Source organism: Actinoplanes awajinensis subsp. mycoplanecinus, assembly GCF_001509495.1.
Classification (GTDB): domain Bacteria; phylum Actinomycetota; class Actinomycetes; order Mycobacteriales; family Micromonosporaceae; genus Actinoplanes; species Actinoplanes palleronii.
Map to the genome: position 1 here is coordinate 23,853 of NZ_LLZH01000234.1, position 16,675 is coordinate 40,527.

Annotated in this window: 21 protein-coding genes; 12 read left to right on the forward strand and 9 right to left on the reverse strand. The window is 73.3% G+C overall.

All coding sequences use genetic code 11. The features are described from left to right. Nucleotides 1-19 precede the first annotated feature (19 nt). From ADL15_RS22945 to ADL15_RS22955, 3 genes are all read left to right on the forward strand, one after another. The gene (locus ADL15_RS22945) at nucleotides 20-1,243 is read left to right on the forward strand and encodes a thiolase family protein (RefSeq protein WP_067694776.1); all 1,224 of its coding nucleotides are present in this window, start codon (nucleotides 20-22) and stop codon (nucleotides 1,241-1,243) included. A gap of 9 nt (nucleotides 1,244-1,252) precedes the next feature. Further along, complete coding sequence (locus ADL15_RS22950) at nucleotides 1,253-2,074, forward strand: thioesterase family protein (protein ID WP_067694779.1); 822 nt, start codon at nucleotides 1,253-1,255, stop codon at nucleotides 2,072-2,074. Nucleotides 2,075-2,301: 227 nt separating this feature from the next. Then, nucleotides 2,302-3,072: a leucine-rich repeat domain-containing protein gene (locus ADL15_RS22955; protein ID WP_198170971.1), complete on the forward strand. Its 771-nt coding sequence runs from the start codon at nucleotides 2,302-2,304 to the stop codon at nucleotides 3,070-3,072. Between the two features lie 60 nt (nucleotides 3,073-3,132). Here ADL15_RS22955 and ADL15_RS22960 read toward each other — a convergent pair whose 3' ends face one another. The 3 genes from ADL15_RS22960 to ADL15_RS22970 all read right to left on the reverse strand — a co-directional run bounded on the left by ADL15_RS22960 (nucleotide 3,133) and on the right by ADL15_RS22970 (nucleotide 6,171). Then, entirely contained in the window at nucleotides 3,133-4,614 is a 1,482-nt protein-coding gene (locus ADL15_RS22960) for a M1 family metallopeptidase (RefSeq protein ID WP_067694782.1), read from the reverse strand. Nucleotides 4,615-4,682: 68 nt separating this feature from the next. Further along, the gene (locus tag ADL15_RS22965; protein ID WP_067694785.1) at nucleotides 4,683-5,225 is read right to left on the reverse strand and encodes a hypothetical protein; all 543 of its coding nucleotides are present in this window, start codon (nucleotides 5,223-5,225) and stop codon (nucleotides 4,683-4,685) included. Further along, a complete protein-coding gene (locus ADL15_RS22970; RefSeq protein ID WP_067694788.1) occupies nucleotides 5,206-6,171 on the reverse strand; it encodes a DUF2332 domain-containing protein in 966 nt (321 codons plus the stop codon). Before ADL15_RS22970 ends, ADL15_RS22965 begins: the two co-directional genes overlap by 20 nt. Before the next feature lie 67 nt (nucleotides 6,172-6,238). Between ADL15_RS22970 and ADL15_RS22975 the strand changes: the two genes are divergently transcribed. Further along, nucleotides 6,239-7,000 (forward strand): class I SAM-dependent methyltransferase, encoded by a 762-nt coding sequence (locus ADL15_RS22975; RefSeq protein ID WP_067694791.1) that lies wholly within the window; start codon nucleotides 6,239-6,241, stop codon nucleotides 6,998-7,000. Between the two features lie 108 nt (nucleotides 7,001-7,108). Here the strand turns inward: ADL15_RS22975 and ADL15_RS22980 are convergent, their stop codons facing one another. After that, nucleotides 7,109-7,840, reverse strand: a complete 732-nt coding sequence (locus ADL15_RS22980) for a hypothetical protein (RefSeq protein ID WP_067694794.1) — start codon at nucleotides 7,838-7,840, stop codon at nucleotides 7,109-7,111. A gap of 74 nt (nucleotides 7,841-7,914) precedes the next feature. On the opposite strand from ADL15_RS22980, the gene ADL15_RS22985 reads away from it, so the two are divergent. Continuing rightward, nucleotides 7,915-8,412 carry a MarR family winged helix-turn-helix transcriptional regulator gene (locus ADL15_RS22985; RefSeq protein WP_067694797.1) on the forward strand — a complete coding sequence of 166 codons (498 nt, stop codon included), beginning with the start codon at nucleotides 7,915-7,917 and terminating at the stop codon, nucleotides 8,410-8,412. 17 nt (nucleotides 8,413-8,429) lie between these two features. Here the strand turns inward: ADL15_RS22985 and ADL15_RS54355 are convergent, their stop codons facing one another. After that, on the reverse strand, nucleotides 8,430-9,206 hold the full coding sequence (locus ADL15_RS54355; RefSeq protein WP_198170972.1) for a GAF and ANTAR domain-containing protein: 777 nt from the start codon (nucleotides 9,204-9,206) through the stop codon (nucleotides 8,430-8,432). 181 nt (nucleotides 9,207-9,387) lie between these two features. Between ADL15_RS54355 and ADL15_RS54360 the strand changes: the two genes are divergently transcribed. Together ADL15_RS54360 and ADL15_RS54365 are read left to right on the forward strand one after the other, a co-directional pair. Next, nucleotides 9,388-10,185, forward strand: a complete 798-nt coding sequence (locus ADL15_RS54360; RefSeq protein WP_067694804.1) for an ATP-binding protein — start codon at nucleotides 9,388-9,390, stop codon at nucleotides 10,183-10,185. Next, nucleotides 10,182-10,706: an STAS domain-containing protein gene (locus ADL15_RS54365; protein WP_067694807.1), complete on the forward strand. Its 525-nt coding sequence runs from the start codon at nucleotides 10,182-10,184 to the stop codon at nucleotides 10,704-10,706. Before ADL15_RS54360 ends, ADL15_RS54365 begins: the two co-directional genes overlap by 4 nt. Here ADL15_RS54365 and ADL15_RS23005 read toward each other — a convergent pair. Further along, nucleotides 10,703-11,563: a LysR family transcriptional regulator gene (locus ADL15_RS23005; protein WP_067694810.1), complete on the reverse strand. Its 861-nt coding sequence runs from the start codon at nucleotides 11,561-11,563 to the stop codon at nucleotides 10,703-10,705. The genes ADL15_RS54365 and ADL15_RS23005 overlap by 4 nt on opposite strands. Nucleotides 11,564-11,634: 71 nt before the next feature. Here ADL15_RS23005 and ADL15_RS23010 point away from each other — a divergent pair, with 71 nt between their 5' ends. The 4 genes from ADL15_RS23010 to ADL15_RS23025 are packed head-to-tail and all read left to right on the forward strand — an operon-like array spanning nucleotide 11,635 to nucleotide 14,279. Continuing rightward, complete coding sequence (locus ADL15_RS23010; protein WP_067695353.1) at nucleotides 11,635-12,450, forward strand: dihydrodipicolinate synthase family protein; 816 nt, start codon at nucleotides 11,635-11,637, stop codon at nucleotides 12,448-12,450. Between the two features lie 10 nt (nucleotides 12,451-12,460). Next, nucleotides 12,461-13,279 (forward strand): sugar nucleotide-binding protein, encoded by an 819-nt coding sequence (locus tag ADL15_RS23015; protein WP_067695350.1) that lies wholly within the window; start codon nucleotides 12,461-12,463, stop codon nucleotides 13,277-13,279. Nucleotides 13,280-13,296: 17 nt separating this feature from the next. After that, nucleotides 13,297-13,923 (forward strand): HAD family hydrolase, encoded by a 627-nt coding sequence (locus tag ADL15_RS23020; protein ID WP_232344293.1) that lies wholly within the window; start codon nucleotides 13,297-13,299, stop codon nucleotides 13,921-13,923. Beyond that, entirely contained in the window at nucleotides 13,920-14,279 is a 360-nt protein-coding gene (locus ADL15_RS23025) for a DUF6204 family protein (protein WP_067694816.1), read from the forward strand. Before ADL15_RS23020 ends, ADL15_RS23025 begins: the two co-directional genes overlap by 4 nt. Before the next feature lie 187 nt (nucleotides 14,280-14,466). Here the strand turns inward: ADL15_RS23025 and ADL15_RS23030 are convergent, their stop codons facing one another. Both ADL15_RS23030 and ADL15_RS23035 read right to left on the reverse strand, forming a co-directional pair. After that, complete coding sequence (locus ADL15_RS23030) at nucleotides 14,467-14,850, reverse strand: VOC family protein (protein ID WP_067695365.1); 384 nt, start codon at nucleotides 14,848-14,850, stop codon at nucleotides 14,467-14,469. An 8-nt stretch (nucleotides 14,851-14,858) separates the two neighbouring features. Then, nucleotides 14,859-15,320 carry a GNAT family N-acetyltransferase gene (locus ADL15_RS23035; protein WP_067695362.1) on the reverse strand — a complete coding sequence of 154 codons (462 nt, stop codon included), beginning with the start codon at nucleotides 15,318-15,320 and terminating at the stop codon, nucleotides 14,859-14,861. 74 nt (nucleotides 15,321-15,394) lie between these two features. On the opposite strand from ADL15_RS23035, the gene ADL15_RS23040 reads away from it, so the two are divergent. Next, a complete protein-coding gene (locus ADL15_RS23040; RefSeq protein ID WP_067695367.1) occupies nucleotides 15,395-16,078 on the forward strand; it encodes a Clp protease N-terminal domain-containing protein in 684 nt (227 codons plus the stop codon). On the opposite strand, the gene ADL15_RS23045 is transcribed toward ADL15_RS23040, so the two are convergent. Next, nucleotides 16,056-16,574 (reverse strand): 2'-5' RNA ligase family protein, encoded by a 519-nt coding sequence (locus tag ADL15_RS23045; protein ID WP_067694819.1) that lies wholly within the window; start codon nucleotides 16,572-16,574, stop codon nucleotides 16,056-16,058. The genes ADL15_RS23040 and ADL15_RS23045 overlap by 23 nt on opposite strands. Nucleotides 16,575-16,675 lie beyond the last annotated feature (101 nt).

Consider the following 16,675-nt stretch of genomic DNA (forward strand, 5'->3'; position numbering starts at 1 on the left):
ACTCGAGCGGAGGAACACCATGCGAGACGCCGTCATCGTCGACGCGGTACGCACACCGGTCGCCAAGGGCAAACCCACCGGCGCGTACGCCGGTGTGCACCCGGTCACCCTGCACGCCCACGTGCTGCGCGCCCTGACCGCCCGGGTGCCCGGCCTCGACCCGGCCACGATCGACGACGTCATCGGTGGCGCCGTCGGCCAGGTCGGGGAGCAGTCCGGCAACACCACCCGGCTCGCCGCCCTCGCCGCCGGTTTCCCCGACGCGGTCCCCGCCGTGACCGTCGACCGGCAGTGCGGCAGCAGCCAGCAGGCGCTCAGCTTCGCCGCCCAGGGCGTGCTCTCCGGAGCGTACGACCTGGTCATCGCGTCCGGCGCGGAATCCATGTCGCACGTGCCGATCGGCAGCCAGACCCTGGGCCGCGACATCGGCGGGCCACTGATCGAGGCGCGCTACCCGGGCGGCCTGATCCCGCAGGGTGTCGCCGCCGAGCTGATCGCCCGCAAGTGGGGGCTGTCGCGCACCCAGCTCGACGAGTTCGCCCTGCTCAGCCACCAGAACGCCGCGCGAGCCTGGCGGGACGGGCACTTCGCGGCCCAGATCGCCCCGCTGCCCGGCTCCGGTGCGTCACTGTCGCAGCGGCCCGGCCTCGATCCGCGGGCCGATTTCCTTCTCCTGGCCGACGAGACCGTGCGCCCGGACACCGGCCCGGCCGCGCTGGCGGGGCTGCGCCCGGCGTTCGCCGACGACCGCTGGGAGCAGCGGTTCGGCGCGATCGACTGGAAGGTCACCGCCGGCAACTCCAGCCCGGTCAACGACGGCGCCGCCGCCCTGCTGATCACCACGAGTGAGAACGCCGCCCGGCACGGCTGGCGCCCGCGCGCCCGCATCCACACCGCGGTCGCGGTCGGCGACGACCCGATCCACATGCTGACCGGCATCATCCCGGCCACCGCCAAGGTGCTGCAGCGCGCCGGCCTGAGCATGGCCGACATCGACGCGTTCGAGGTCAACGAGGCGTTCTCCTCGGTCGTGCTGGCCTGGCAGGCCGAGACCGGCGCCGACCCCACCAAGGTCAACATCGACGGCGGTGCGATCGCGATCGGTCATCCGCTCGGCGCGAGCGGCGCCCGGCTGGCCACCACCCTGCTCGGCGTGCTGGAACGCACCGGCGGCCGCTACGGCCTGCAGACCATGTGCGAGGCCGGCGGCACTGCCAACGCCACCGTCATCGAGCGGCTCTAGGCTGACCCGATGCAGAGCTTCGCCCAGGCCACCGCCGTGCAGCAGACCCCCGGCGGCTTCCGCGCCGACCTGGACCCGCAGTGGGGCGTCGGCGACAAGCTGCACGGCGGCTACCTGATGGCCGTGATCGCCCGAGCGGTCGCCACCCAGGCCACCGCCGGGCACCGGGACGCGGCCGGCGGGTTCCACCCGCACCCGATCGCGATGACCACGACGTTCCTGCGGGCGCCGCGGCCGGGCGAGGTGGCCGTCGAGGTCGAGCTGCTGCGGGCCGGCCGCGGCTCCTCGCAGTTCCGTGCCCGGCTCACCCAGGCCGGCGAGACCTGCGCGGAGTCCCTGGTCACCCAGGGCCTGCTCGACGACGCCGCCCCGTGGTGGTCGGCCCTGCCCGCCCCGGAGATCCCCGCCGAGGACGACTGTTTCCTGCTCCCGGCGAACCCGCCCGGCGCCGGCTTCACCGTCCACCTGCTCGACGTCGTCGAACACCGCCTCGACCCGGCCTGCCTGGGCTTCGCCGCGGGCCACCCGTCCAAGAACGGTCAGACCAGCGGCTGGCTGCGCCTGGCCGACGGCACCGACTGGGACCCGCTGGCCCTGCTGGTCGCCCTCGACCCGAGCCCGCCGATCTCGCTGACCCTGGGCATCCAGGGCTGGGCCCCGACCATCAGCCTGACCGCCTACCTGCGCCACCTGCCGGCCCCCGGCCCGCTGCGCATGACCATGCAGTCCGCCGAGGTCACCAGCGGCCGGATGGACGAGACCGCCCAGCTCTGGGACGCGAAAGGCGCCCTGGTCGCTCAGGCCACCCAGCTGGCCGCCGTCCGCCCCTGACCGGCAGCGCCGGCCCGGCGCAGTGTTCGCTGGCCCGTCACGGTTCCCGGCTGGTCGTCAGGGGTGTCTCGAACGCCGCGAGACACCCCTGACGACCAGCCGGCTTTGCGGCAGGGCGGCGCGGCCCGGTGCTGGACGCACGGCGCGGAGCGGGACTGCCGACAGTGGCCGATCGGGAAGCGCGGCGCGGAGGTGGGCCCGTTGACCGTGATCGATACAGTGGCGCGGTGACGACGGATGCCGAGGAGCCCCGGCTGTGGCCCAACCGGTTTGCTGACGCGGTGGGGCCCAGTGCGCCGGGTGTGCCCGATCGGGACCACTGCGACTGCCTGCGGCACGAGAGCGTCGCCTTTCATCGGGAGCGCCAGGACACGTCGGCGCCGGGCTGGCTGCGCCTGCTCGCGCTGATCGACGAGGCCGTGGCCGACGGGCGGCCGGTGTTCCAGCCGTTCACCGAGCTCAGCCCGGCGGAACGCCGCGAGGTGGTCACGCTGCCGGCGTCGATCGGGCGGCTCACCGAGGTGCGGCATCTGGTGCTCTACGGTACGAACCTGGTGCGCCTGCCGGCCGAGATCGGGGCGATGGCGAACCTGCGCCGGTTCGAGCCGTACACGTCGCGCCGGCTGCACTGGTACCCGTATGAGCTGACCCGCTGCCGGGAGTTGCGGGCCAGCGCGGTCAGCACCCGGGCGCTGTACGGCAACTACAAGCACCGCCCGCCGTTCCCGGCCCTGCGCCCGCCGTTCGTGGTGACCGAGCCGGACCCCGCCATCCACGGCGCCGACGCGATCAGCAGCTGCAGCGTCTGCGACCAGCCCCTGACCGGGGAGCTGCACCAGGTGTGGCTCTCCCGCCCGGTCGGCACCGACGTGCTCCCGCTGCTGGTCAACGCGTGCTCGCCGGCCTGCGTGGCCGCCCTGCCCGCCGCGGCCGAGGGTTACGTCCCGACTCCGCACCACGGTGGCCCGGGGTCGGGAGGGCGGGCGGGCGCTCCGTAGTCGTACCAAAAGGAAAAGGCGCGCTCCCGGAAGCCGGGAGCGCGCCGTGACCACTATCGGTCAGTGTTCGTGGAGCAGGGTGTGGGTCTGGCTGATCTGGGCCCAGGACTTCGGTGCCACCGGTGCGGCCAGCGACGCTGCGAGGACCGGCTTCGACGGGGTGTAGAGCCAGGCCTGGAACAGCGCGTCCAGGTCCTGGCCCGAGATCTTCTCGGCCAGCGCGGTGAACTCCTCGGTGGTGGCGTTGCCGTATTTGTGCTCGGCGGTCCAGGTGCGCAGGATCGTGAAGAAGTCGTCGTCACCGACCGCGAGGCGCAGCTGGTGCAGGGTCATCGCGCCGCGGTCGTAGACGGCGTCGCCGAACAGTTCGGCGGTGCCCGGGTCGGCCGGGGCGGTCGTCCAGATCGCCGCGTCGTCCGGGTACGTGGCGTACAGGTAGTCGAAGATCTCCTGCGCGGTGCCCTCGTCGTTCTTCTCCGACCACAGCCACTCGGCGTAGCTGGCGAAGCCCTCGTTGAGCCAGATGTTCTGCCAGTTCCGGACGGAGACCGAGTCGCCGAACCACTGGTGGGCGTTCTCGTGCACGACCACCGAGGTGTTCGAGCCGCGCCGGAAGAACGCCGACGAGTAGTTCGGGCGGGTCTGGTTCTCCAGGGCGAAACCGAGCGTGCCGGGCGAGGTGACGACGCCGCCGCGGGCCTCGAACGGGAACGGCCCGAAGACCGTGGACTCCCAGTCGGTGATCTCCGCGGTGCGTTCGACGCTGGCCTTCGCGGCGTCCCGGAAGTCCGGGGTGAGCAACTGCGAGTACGCGTTGTAGACCGTCGAGCCGTCCGCGGTGGTGTCGGTGGTGACGTCGTACTGCCCGACGGTCAGGAACGTCAGGTAGGTGGCCTGCGGCTTGAGCGAGCGCCAGCTCCACCGGGTGTAGCCGAGCGTCTCGCGCACCGGCGGGCGCGGCTGCACGCCGTTGCTGATCGCCTCGACACCGTCCGGCACCGACACCGACACGTCGAAGGTGGCCTTGTCCGACGGGTGGTCGTTGCTCGGGTACCACCACCAGGCGATCTGCGGTTCCCCGATGGCCAGGGCGCCGTCCGGGGTGCGGGTCCACGCGGTGAAACCGGCGGCGACCTTGCTGGACGGCACGCCGGAGTACTGCACCACGATGGTGATCGCGGCACCGGCGGCGATGGTCCGGGCCGGGGTGACGACCAGCTCGTGGTCTCCCTGGCGGGCGAACGTGGCCGGCCGGTTGTTGACCTGGATCGACGACACGTCCAGGACGAAGTCCAGGTTGAACCGGCTCAGGTCCTGGGTGGCGCCGGCCAGGATGGTGGTGGTCCCGGTCAGTTTGTCGGTGGCCGGGGTGTAGCGCAGGCGGATGTCGTAGTGGGAGACGTCGTACCCGCCGTTGCCGTAGTCCGGGTAGTACGAGTCGCCGATGCCCGGCGCGCCCGGTGCCGGCGCGGCCTGGGCGGCCACGCCGGTCCCGGCGAGCGTCAACGCGGTGGCGAGGGTGGCCACGAGCAGTCGTCGCACAGTCGAACTCCTTCCGATCGGTAAGAGCAATCAGCTGCAACCTATCGAAAGATTTCGATCATTTGGGTTTACGTCAGTGAATGGATCAACCCGAGTTCGGGGTGCAGCACCCCGCCCTGGCCGAGACTGACGAAGTCGTCGCGCACGTCGGCCAGCGCCAGCACGCCGAGCTGGATCGCGCGGTAGCGGACCGCCGACCAGAGGAACACGTCGAGGTTGTCGAAGCGGGTACCGTCCTCGATCAGCTCCTCCTCGTGGAACCAGATGCCGATCTCGCCGTCCGGCAGCACGCAGTACAGGTTGCCGCCACCGTCCGCGCCGAGCGACCAGACCTGCTCGGCGTTGTGCACCGCGCAGTCGTTGGCGGCGAAGTCGAAGCCGTACGACCAGTCGTAGACGTCCAGGAACTGCGGCAGCGCCCCGGACCGCACCCGAGAATCGAAACCGGCCAGCGCGGCGGCGTCGCTCGCGGGCAGCAGGGACAGGAACGGCGTCACCAGCGCGACGGCGGCGGGCAGCGTGACGCGGGGTTCGCCGGCCAGCCAGCGGGCCAGGTCGGCGTCCAGGTCACGGGTGACGTATCCGGTGAGATCAGCGGGTTGCAGAGCCATCGGCGGATGGTATCCGGCCGAACCAGGTGACCGTCTGGCCGTGTCCGCGTACCCAGGCGAGGGGTTCGCCGTCCAGGGTGAGCACGTTGTGCAGCGCCTGCGACGGCGGCGCGGGCAACGGGTGTGCCGGGTCGACGACCTCCGGGCCCTCGACCGCGATCCAGCGGGCGCCGACGCCGCGCACGGTGGCGACGAACGCCTGCGGATCGGGCAGCTGATACAGCATCGAGGTGTGGTAGACGACCAGGGTCGCGCCGGTCGGTGCCTGCGCGGCCAGGGCCGGCAGGCCGGTGACCGCGTCGCCGCGGACCAGGTGCGGCGGGTCGGCGCGGGCCACCTCGATGGCCTGGCGCAGCCGTTCCCGGCGGTGGGCGTGCTCCGGCCAGATCAGCGCGTCGAGCCAGGCGACGTCGTCAGGATCGGTCACGTCCAGGGGGTTGAGGTCGAGGCCGGCCCGCCAGACGATCCGCGGCAGCCGGCTCGGCGGGGTGAACCCGGTGGCGGTGCAGTCGAGCAGCGGCAGTCCGGCGCCGACGGTCCGGGCGCCGTAGCGGTAGGCGTACCGGTCGGCGAACAGGCACAGCCCGGCGGACGCGCCGACGTCGATCAGCGCCAGCGGCTGCGGCAGGGCGGCGAGCACCGGGAGCAGGGCCGCGCACCGGCCGACCTCGTTGGTCTGGGTGGCCCGGACCCGCAGCTGCGCGGCGATCTCGTCCCAGCGCTCGACCGCGAAGGCGCGGAAGTCGGCGGCGTCGGTGACCGGCCCGCCGAGCAGCCGCACCACCGCGAAGAGCAGGTTCGGCTGGCGTTTCGGCCCGGGCAGCTCGGCTAATCGGTCGAGCAGATCAGCATCGGACGCGACGTGGTAGGCGAGACGTTCGTAGGCGTCCGACACACCGCGCGCTTCGCGCTGCGCGAATTCCAGGTAGACATCGGCGACGGTCACCGTCCCATTTTGGTACGGGCGGAAAAACGCTGGCCGCGCGGGTGCTCCAGCCGCGACGATCATCCGCATGGCGACTTTCGACGATCTCGTGGCCGAGGGTGAGTCCACTCCGGTCGACGGCTGGGACTTCTCCTGGTTCGCCGGCCGGGCCACCGAGCAGCGCCCGGTCTGGGGTTACGCCCGGCTGCTGAGCACCCGGCTGGCCACCGCCCGGCACGCCCTGGACCTGCAGACCGGCGGCGGTGAGGTGCTCGCCGCCGCCGCCGACGGGCACCGGCCGGCCACGCTGAGCGCCACCGAGGGCTGGCCGCCGAACGTCGCGCTGGCCCGGCAGCGGCTCGCCCCGCTCGGCGGCACCGTGGTCGAGGTCGCCGAGGACGCGCCGCTGCCGTTCCCGGCCGGGTCGTTCGACCTGGTCAGCAGCCGGCACCCGGTCAGCACGGACTGGGCGCAGATCGCCCGGGTGCTCGCGCCGGGCGGCACCTACCTGTCGCAGCAGGTCGGCGCGGGTTCGGTGCACGAGCTGATCGACTTCATGATGGGTCCGCAGGTGATCGGCGCGGGTCGCGCCCCGGACCGGCACCGGGCGGCCGCCGTCGCGGCCGGGCTGCGGGTGACCGAGCTGCGCGACGCGTGGCTGCGGATGGAGTTCGCCAACGTCGCCGCCGTGATCGTCTTCCTGCGCAAGGTGATCTGGACGGTGCCGGGGTTCACCGTGGACGGGTACCGGGAGCGGCTGCGGGCGCTGCACGAGCAGATCCGCACGGCCGGGCCGTTCGTCGCGCACTCGCGCCGCTTCCTGATCACCGCCACCAAGCCGAGCGTGTGAAGTTGCGGCGCGCTCCGCACCCAAAGTCCCCACGCAACCGCGGTCAGCACCGAGCGTGTGAAGTTTGGGCGCGCTGCGCACCGAAAAGCCCCACACGAGCCGGAGCGGTCAGGCGGTGAGGAACGCGGTGGCCTGGGCGTGCAGGCGGTCCGCGCCGATCGCCCCGGCGCTGCGGGCGACCTCACCGGCCAGCATCCGCGCCCCGGCCTCGTCACCGGCGTCGCGGGCCAGCACCGCGAGCAGGATCTGCTGACTGAGCAGCCCCGGCACCAGCCCGGCCCGGCTGCTCAGCTCGGTCGCCCGGGCCCACTTCGTCTGCGCCGCCGCCCGATCCCCGCCGTCCCGGTCGTGATCACCGAGGTGTCGCAGCGCCTCCCGTTCCAGCAGCGGGTCAGCGCCGTCCACCCCGGCCCGCAGGGCCGCCGCGTAGTGCCCCGGTGCCAGATCCCGGCGGCCGAGCAGGTTGTCCGCGATCAGCCCCTGATACATCCGCGCCCAGCCGCGCCGCACGTCGTCGGGCGCCCGATCGTGCAGCTGCCCGGCCTGCGCCGACACCGCCGGATCCGCGCCGTCGCTCCGGATCGCGAGCGCGTAACTCTGCTTGAGCCGCAGCAAGTCCAGGTCCCAGTGCTCACCGAGCCCGGCCGCGACGGCGATGCGCCCGGCGGACAGCTCGGTGCCACCGAACCAGTCGGACTCGGCCGCGACCTCGGCCGCCGCCAGCGCCACCCGGAACGTGTCGCCCGCCCCGGCCGCGTCCAGCAGGGACAACGCCCGCGACCAGCGTCCGGCCCGGGACAACTCACGGGCCGCTTCGAGAATCTCATCGAGATCGGTCATGCTCGGCGACGGTAGTTATCGAAAAAACTATCCACAAGAAAACCATTTTTGTACGCCGGGGAGCGAGGCAGCGGATGCGTGACTCGATCGACGACCATCTCGACCGGTGGGCGGGCACACTCGCCACGCTCGACCCGACCCGGGAGGCGGTCCTGGGCCGGCTGTCGGTGCTGGGCCGGTACCTGACCCAGCGGCGACGGGAGATCCTCGACGCGGGCGGGCTGCAGCGCTGGCAGTTCAAGGTGTTGCTGATGCTGCGGCGCGCCGGCCCGCCGTACGAAGCAAGCCCCTCGGAATTGGCCGACCACCTCGCGCTGACCCGCGGCGCTCTCTCGGCGCGCCTGCGGCCGCTGGAAGCGGACGGTCTGATCACTCGCAGCGCCGGCGACGGTGACCGGCGCCGGGTCCGGGTCCAGCTGACCCCGGCCGGTCTGGCCGCGTGGGAACGCCAGTCCGGCGCCGAGGACGTCTCCGACGCGGCCCTGCTGGCCCCGCTCACCCCCGCCGAGCAGCGACTGCTCGCCGACCTGCTGCGCCGCCTGGTGGTGCAGGCCGAGGGCGGCAAGGCGTGACGGGCGGGCGTGCGGGATCAGCGCGGGTGGAACCGGGCGTTTGCCGGTGGGGTGCCGCTGATCCCGGTCACGATGGTCGCCGCGATCGCGCGCAGTTTGACGTTGCGGTCCTGCGACGCGCGGCGCAGGATCCGCAGCGCCTCGGCCGGGGTGCAGCGCTGCCGGGCCATCAGCACCCCGATGGCCTGGTCGATCACCGCCCGGGTCTCCAGGGCCTGCAACAGGTCCGCGCTGAGCTGCTGCTGCTGGGCCAGCTGGATCGCCAGCGTGATCGCGCCGGTGATGGTGCTGGTGAACGCGATCGCCTGGGCGCGCTGCCCGGCGGCGAACGCGCGGGGGCTGCGGGCGTACAAATTGATCGCCCCGACCGGATCGGTGCCGCCGACCGGCAGCGACAGTGAGCTGCGCACACCGCGGGCGAGGGCGGCGGCGGTGAACCGGGGCCAGCGGGTCTCGCGGGCCAGGTCCGGGATCGGGTGGATCACACCGGTGGTGATCGCGTCGAGGCAGGGGCCCTCGCCGTGGTGGTACTGGATCTGGTCGATGCCGCTGGCATACGCGTCGCTGCTGGCGATCGTGTACTGCTCGACGGTGGTGCGCACGGTGATGCCGCAGGACACGCCGGCCATCGCCGCGACCGTGCGGGTCGCCGCCTCCTGCAGGAATTGTTGCAGGGTGCCGGTGGTGAGCAGCAGTTCCTGGAACTCGGCCAGCCATCGGGGCTGGCCGGCGGTGTCGCTGGTCATGGGGTGCCAGCCGATCTGCGCGACGAGGGGGAGCGCCGAATCCCTCATTGTCGGAGCGTCCCGGCCGACCCGGCAAGCCTTGGCACCATCTGTTTGCGCACCTGCCGCCGGTGCGCCGGGCCCCGCCGCGCCGGTAGCGTGGGACACGTACACGGTGGTGCTCAGGAAGCCGGGCCCCCGGGTGGGTGCCACGCTGCCATCGCGGCCTGGCCCGAGCCAGGAGCATCGCATGGAGCCCGTCACCGGCGCGGACAACACGTTCCTCGTCGTGAACACCACGCAGCTGGTGGTCAGCAACGACGTAGCGACAGGGGTGACCGAGGTGCGGGTGCGAGGCCGGTGGGGCGGTGAGTTGCGCGCCGCGACCGCGCGGGCGTTACGGGCCTGCTTCGCCGAGAGCCCGCAGGCGGTGATCGTGGACCTGGCGCAGCTGTCCGATCCGGACGGCGACTCCGCGGCGACCTGGTGCACCGGGCACCGGTTCGCGGCCTCGCGCAGCCCCGGTTCGGTGCTCGTCCTGTGCGAGACACCGGCCGCGGTGCTGCACCGGTTGCAGGGCGCCCCGTCCGGGCGGGCGATCGGGCTGGCGATGAGCATCCCGCAGGCCCGGGCCCGGCTGCACCGGCCGGCGTGGGCGTACCACGAGCACCTCGACCTGCCGGCCCACCCGGATTCGGCGCGGCGGGCCCGGCTGCTCATCGACGACGCCTGCCAGCTGTTGCGGCTGCCCCGGCACCGCGGCCCGGCCCAGCTGATCATGTCGGAGTTCGTGGCCAACGCGGTCCGGCACGCCGGCTCCGACCTGCGCGCCGCGGTGTCGAGCCGCGGCGGTTACCTGCACCTGGCCGTGCAGGACCAGCACGCGGCGATGCCGCAGCTGATCGACCCGTACCGCTATCCGCCGGCGGCGTTCATCGAGCGGGGCGCCGGGCTGCGGTTCGTGCAGGCGATCGCGCACGCCTGGGGTTCGCTGCCGAGCCGGGCCGGCAAGGTGGTCTGGGCCACCCTGGCGGTCGACGCGCGGTGAGCGCCGCGGACGACGGCCCGGCGCCGCCGGCAGGTTCGGTGACGGTGAGCGCCCAGGTCATCGGCCGCACGTTGCACATCGCGGTCGCCGGGGACCTGGCCTTCGAGGCCCGCGACGTGCTCGACGGCATCCCCGGCCGGTGGCTGACCGCCCAGGTGCGGCACGTCGTGCTCGACGTCGCGGAGGTCGGCTTCTGTGACGCCACCGGGCTGCGCCTGCTCGCGCACACCCTCACGGTCAGTCGCGAGCACGGCGCGTCGTTCACGCTGCGCAACCCGCCGGACCACCTGTGCTGGCTGCTGGGGCTGGCCGGCGCCACCCGGTTGCTGCGCTCGGTGACCGACAACATCTCCGAGCGCGAGCAGAGCCTGCGGGACCGGGAGTTGCTCGCCGACGAACGTGACCGGCTGCTCGACGAGCGCCGCGACCGGGTCGAGGCGCACCAGGTGTGGGAGGACCTGCGCGAGGACCTGGCCAACGAACGCGAACGCAAACTGGACCGCCGCGACCAGGAGAGCTAGGTCAGTGCCGCGATCAGGGCGCTGATCGCCGGGTGGGCCGCGGCGCCGCGGCGGTACGCGATCCGGGTCCGCCGCCGCAGGGCGAGGGGGATCAGGCGCACCGTCGCGGGGGCGGCGGGCACCGCGAGCTGCGGCACCAGCGACACGCCCTGGCCGGCGCCGACCAGGGCGAGCACGGTCGCGAAGTCGTCGGCGCGATGGCGTACCCGTGGGGTGAAACCCTGCGCCGCGCAGACCCGCAGCGTCACCTCGTGGCACAGCGTGCCGGCGCTGGCCAGGATCCAGTCCAGGTCGCCGGCCGCGCGCAGGCCGGCGCAGGGCGTGCCGGCCGGCACGGCCAGGAACACCGGCTCGTCCAGCAGCGGCACCGAGTCCAGGTCGGCGTGCACCTCGCCGGGCGCCGCGTCGTAGTCGTTGAGCAGCCCGACGTCCAGGCGCCGTTCGCGCAGCGCGGCCGGCACGTCGGCCGGGTCCAGCTCGGTCACCATCAGCTCCAGCGCCGGGTACGCCCGGCCCAGAGCGACCAGCGCGGCCGGCAGCAGGGTGCGCACCGCGGTCGGGAACGCGCCGATCCGCAGCGGCCCGGCCGGCCCGGTGCGCGCCGCGGCCAGGGCCGCCTCGGTCTGCTCCAGCGCGGCGAGAACCCCGGCGGCGTGGGTGGCCAGCACCCGCCCGGCCGCGGTGAAGGCGACCCGGCGGCCGCTGCGTTCCAGCAGCGCCACCCCGGCCTCGCGTTCCAGCGCGGCGAGCTGCTGCGACACCGCGCTGGGCGTGTACGACCGGGCCAGCGCCACCGCCGCGATCGTGCCGAGCCGGTCCAGATCGCAGAGCAGCCGCAGCCGGCGCACATCAAGCATCAGCTCAGCTTACGAGTACCGCCAGAAACGTGAACTGGACCTGATGCTCACGGCCGGGAACCCTGATGGTCATGGAACTGACCGGCATCTTCGTCCCGATGATCACCCCGTTCGACGCGGCCGGCGAGGTCGCCTATCCGGCCCTGGAACGCCTGGCCGAGGAGGTCCTCGCCGCCGGCGCGACCGGGCTGGTCGCGCTCGGCACCACCGGCGAGCCGTCCGCGCTCCGCCCCGATGAGCAGCAGGGTGTGCTGACCACGCTGTCCCGCCTCGGTGCCCCGCTGATCTCCGCGATCTCCTGTCCGGGCGCCGATGCCGTGGTGAGCCTGGTCCCGCCGTTCGTCCGGCCCGGCCCCGACGGTGTGGTCGCGCACTTCACCGCGCTGGCCGCGGCCAGTGACGTCCCGCTGGTCGTCTACCACGTGCCGGCCCGCACCGGTCAGGCCCTGGACGCCGCGACCCTGCGCCGGCTGGCCGCGATCGACGGCGTGATCGGGATCAAGTACGCGACCGGCGCGCTGGACGCCGACATGATCAGCCTGCTCGCCGATCCGCCGCCCGGGTTCGCGATCCTCGGCGGCGACGACCTGTACCTGTCCCCGCTGCTCGCGCTCGGTGCCGCCGGTGGCATCACGGCGTCCGCGCACGTCGCCACCGACCGGTTCGCCGCGCTGGCCACCGCGTGGCGCACCGGCGACGTGCCGGCCGCCCGCGCGCTCGGGCACGCGCTCGCCCCGCTGTCCGCGGCGCTGTTCGCCGAACCCAACCCCACCGTGATCAAGGCGGTGCTGCACGCGCAGGGCCGCATCCCGACCCCATCCGTACGGTTGCCGCTGCTCCCGGCCGCCCCCGCCTCCCTGGCGGCCGCTTTGAGATTCGCCGGATAGAGTGCGCCGCGTGACGGGACGTCTGTTGATCACCGGTGGTAGCGGATCCCTGGGCCGGCGGGTGTTCGCCCGGGCCGCGGCGGCCGGCTGGGAGCCGATCGGCACCTACCTGCACGCCCCGGCGGCGACCGCGGACGTGTGCCTGGACATCCGCGACCCCGCGGACATCCGCCGGGTCCTCGACGAGGTACGCCCGGACGCGATCGTGCACACCGCGAGTGGGCGGGACCGCAACGACTGGCCGTCGACCGCGGACGGCGCCGCGCACCTGGCCGTCGCGGCCCGCGGCATCCGCCTGGTGCACGTGTCCAGCGACGCGATCTTCTCCGGCCGCGAGGTGCACTACGACGAGGCGGCGCTGCCCGACCCGATCTACCGCTACGGCGCCGCGAAGGCCGCCGCGGAGACCGCGGTGCGCGCCGTCGACGCGACCGCCGCGATCGTGCGCACGTCGCTGATCCTCGGGGACGGCACCAGCGCCCACGAGATCCTCACCCGGGACCTGATCGCCGGGCGGGCCACCGGTGCGCTGTTCACCGACGAGGTCCGCACCCCGGTGCACGTCGACGACCTGGCCGACGCGCTGCTCGAGCTGGCCGCCGGCGGCTACGCCGGGGTGCTCAACGTGGCCGGCGCCGACCCGGTCAGCCGCTACGACCTGGGTGTGCTGGTCGCCCGCCGGGAGGGCCTGGACGCCGGCGCGATCCCGGCCGGTTCGCTGGCCGCGCTGGGCCTGCACCGCCCGACCGACGTGCGGCTGGTCATCGACCGCGCCGCGCAGGTGCTGCAGACCCGGCTGCGGGGCGCCCACGAGTTCCTGGCCGCCTGATGCTGCCGGTGTGGGACATGGACGGCACCCTGATCGACTCGTCGCGGGTGGTCCCGGCGGCGTTCGTGCGCACCGTCGCCGAGCTGGGCGCGCCGCCGGTGACCGCGGAGCAGGTGGTGGCCGCGTACGGGCGCGGCACCCCGGAGGTGATCCTCGACCACTTGACCGGCCGGGCGCTGAGCGCCGCGGAGCACGACGTGTACTACCGGCACCTCGACGGGGTGCCGGTGACCGCGTACCCGGACGTCGCCGCCACCCTCGCCGCTCTGCGCGCCGCGGCGCTGCCGGTCACCGTGTTCACCGGCGCCAGCACCCGTGCGGCGCGGATCCTGCTCGCCGCCGCCGGCCTCGACACCGACCTGATCATCGGCGGTGACCAGGTGGAACACCCGAAACCCGCCCCGGACGGGATGCTGCTGGCCGCCGCCGAGCTGGGCACCACGGCCGGCCGGCTGATCCTGGTCGGCGACTCCTTCCTGGACCTGCGCGCGGCCGCGGCGGCCGGCAGCCGCAGCGCCGCGGCCGGCTGGGGACACCGGCACGACCCGGCCGAACCCGCCGACTTCCGGCTGGCCACACCCCTGGACCTGCTGGCGATAATCGGATGCCCCGGACCGGCGGGCGCGCCGATACTGGCCGGATGAGCGAGACCCGCACGATCCGCGTGACCGTCCGTGGCGCCTTCGACGCCCTGACCGACGCCCAGAAGGCCGCCCTGGCCGCCGACGGCGGTGACGACCTGCTGACCGTCCAGTACACCGAGCAGGGTCACCTCAGCTACGACATCGCGGCCCGGCCGTTCTTCACGTACCGCTTCGCCGAGCAGGTCACCTCGGAGACGGACATCCCGCAGGTCACCGCGCGTGCCGAGGCCAAGACGGTGGCCTGGCTCGACGCGCACGGCTACGCCTACAAGAAGCTGACCTCGCAGACCGTGGACATGTCCGAGGTCCCGCTCGGCAAACGCGGCAAGAAGGAAGCTGCCAAAACTTCCGGTTAACCCTTTTCTCGTACGTGTACGCAGGCCCCGGCTGGCCCTGACGGCCGTTATCCGACCGCCTTACGGGCCGTCAGGCCCAGCCGGGGGCGGGAGGCGCGCAGTGGCAGCGGCGTGGCGCGCGGCCTCACGGGCGGGACGCGGCGCGTGGCCTGCGGACGGGCGCCGGGTGGTCGTACCGGAGAAGGGGTTAAGGGGTGGGGCGCTCGGCGGCGCTGCGCTCGACGCAGAACTCGTTGCCTTCCGGGTCGCGCAGGGTGACCCAGCCGCCGCCGTCGGGTTTGCGGTGGTCCTCGTGGACGGTGGCGCCCAGGCCGAGCATCTTCGTGACGAGCTCGTCGCGGGTGCCGGTGGGCGGTTCGATGTCCAGGTGCAGCCGGTTCTTGACGGTCTTGCTCTCCGGGACCGCGATGAACAGGATGCCGGGCGACGCCGGGAACGGGGACACCAGCAGCGCTTCCTCGGCGTCGGACTCGTCGTCGAGCACGTAGCCGGTCAGCTGCGCCCAGAACTGGGCGATCGTGACGGGGTCGTGGGCGTCGACGGTGATGTGCCGGATCGGATTGACGGTCATGGCGGTGATCATGCCCGATCGCGGACGTGCCGGTGGCCCGGCCGGGGGTAGCCGCCACCGGGCGGCAGCTGCTCGGCGAGCCGGTAGCCGCCGCGGTTCGCGACCGCGCACGAGCCGGGGTTGTCGACCTGGTGCAGCAGCGACAGCGACGGCATGGTGAACGCGCCGAACGCCCATGCGGTGATCTCCCGCAGCGCCCACGAGGCGACACCCTGGTGGCGGGCGTGCGCCGCGGTCCAGTACCCGACCGTCCAGTAGGCGAGGCCTGCGCCCGGCGTCTTCAGTGCCACGTTGCCGACCAGCTCACCGGCGCGCAGCACCGCGAAGCTGTGCCGGCTGCCGTCCTGCTGGGCGGCGATCCACGCCGCAGCGGGCAGGGCGCGGGTCCAGCGCCGGATCTCCGGGTCGTCCAGCAGCGGCCGCAGCGCGTCCGCGTCGTCCGGCTGCCACGCCCGCAAGGTCAGGTCCATGGCACCCACCCTAGAGCGTCAACTCAAGGTTGACGAACCCGGATCGTCAACCTACGGTTGACGGCATGACGCAGATGACCCCACCGGTACGCCTCGACGACCTGATCTCCGCGATCACCAAGAACCGCCCCGACCAGCCACTGGACCGGCTCTCCGACGCGGTGCTGCTCAGTGACCACCTGGGGGAGCTGGCCGACCACCTGATCGGGCACTTCGTCGACCAGGCCCGCCGCTCCGGCGCCTCGTGGACCGAGATCGGTCAGAGCATGGGGGTGAGCAAACAGGCCGTGCAGAAACGGTTCGTGGCCAAGGACAAACTCGACGCGTCGCAGGGCTTCAACCGGTTCACCACGCAGGCCCGCGGCGCGCTCGTCGCGTCGATGAACCTGGCCAAGGCGCACGGCAACCCCGAGATCACCCCGGCGCACCTGCTGCTCGGGCTGCTGGAGAACCCGGACAACCAGGCCACCGCGGCGATCGTCGCGCAGGACCGGACCGTCGACGCGGTCCGCGCGGCGCTGACCGCGACCCTGCCCGCCCCGGGCGGCGACGTGCCGGCGCTGATCCCCTACGACGCCCGCTCCCGCAAGGCCCTGGAGCTCACCTTCCGCGAGGCGCTGCGCCTGTCGCACGACGACATCACCACCGGTGACGTGCTGCTCGCCCTGCTGGAGGAGGGCAGCCTGGCCGCGCTGGGCCTGGACAAGGCCGCCGCCGAGCAGACCGTCCTGGCGGCTAGCCCAGAGGAAAGTCAGTGAGGGTCTGCCACGAGTCACCGGCCTCGGGCCGCCCGGTGATCAGCCGCAGCGCGGTGACCCGGGCCCGGATCGGCAGCGCCGGCGCCACCGCGTCGGCCGCCTCGGCCAGCCCGGGCCGGTCGTGCCCGACGGTCAGGTGCGGGACCACGTCGCGGAACTGCCCGCCGTAGGGCAACGCGGCCGGGAACCGCACCGCGAGCCGGTTGGTCAGCTCCCGGAACGGCTCGGCCGGGTTCGGCGACAGCCACAGCACCCGCTCGTCGAACCAGCCCACCCGGTCCAGGCTCAGGAAGAACCGCGGCACCCCGGCGGCGATCAGCCCGACCGCGGCGAGCACCTGCGGGCTGAGCTGATCCGGCGGCAGGAACGGGAAGATCACCGTGATGTGCGCGGGCACGCCCCAGGATGCCGAACGGTCCAGGCGTGCCCGCAGCGCGGCAACAGCCGGCTCGGCCTCCGGAATCGGGACGATCAGGGCACTCTGGGTCGGCTCCATCCGCGAAGTGTGGTGGATGCACGCGAACGGGCAAAGCACATACTGACGGATGTCATGGATCAGCCGTGACGCCTAGCCCGGGACACCACCCCCGGCGGACC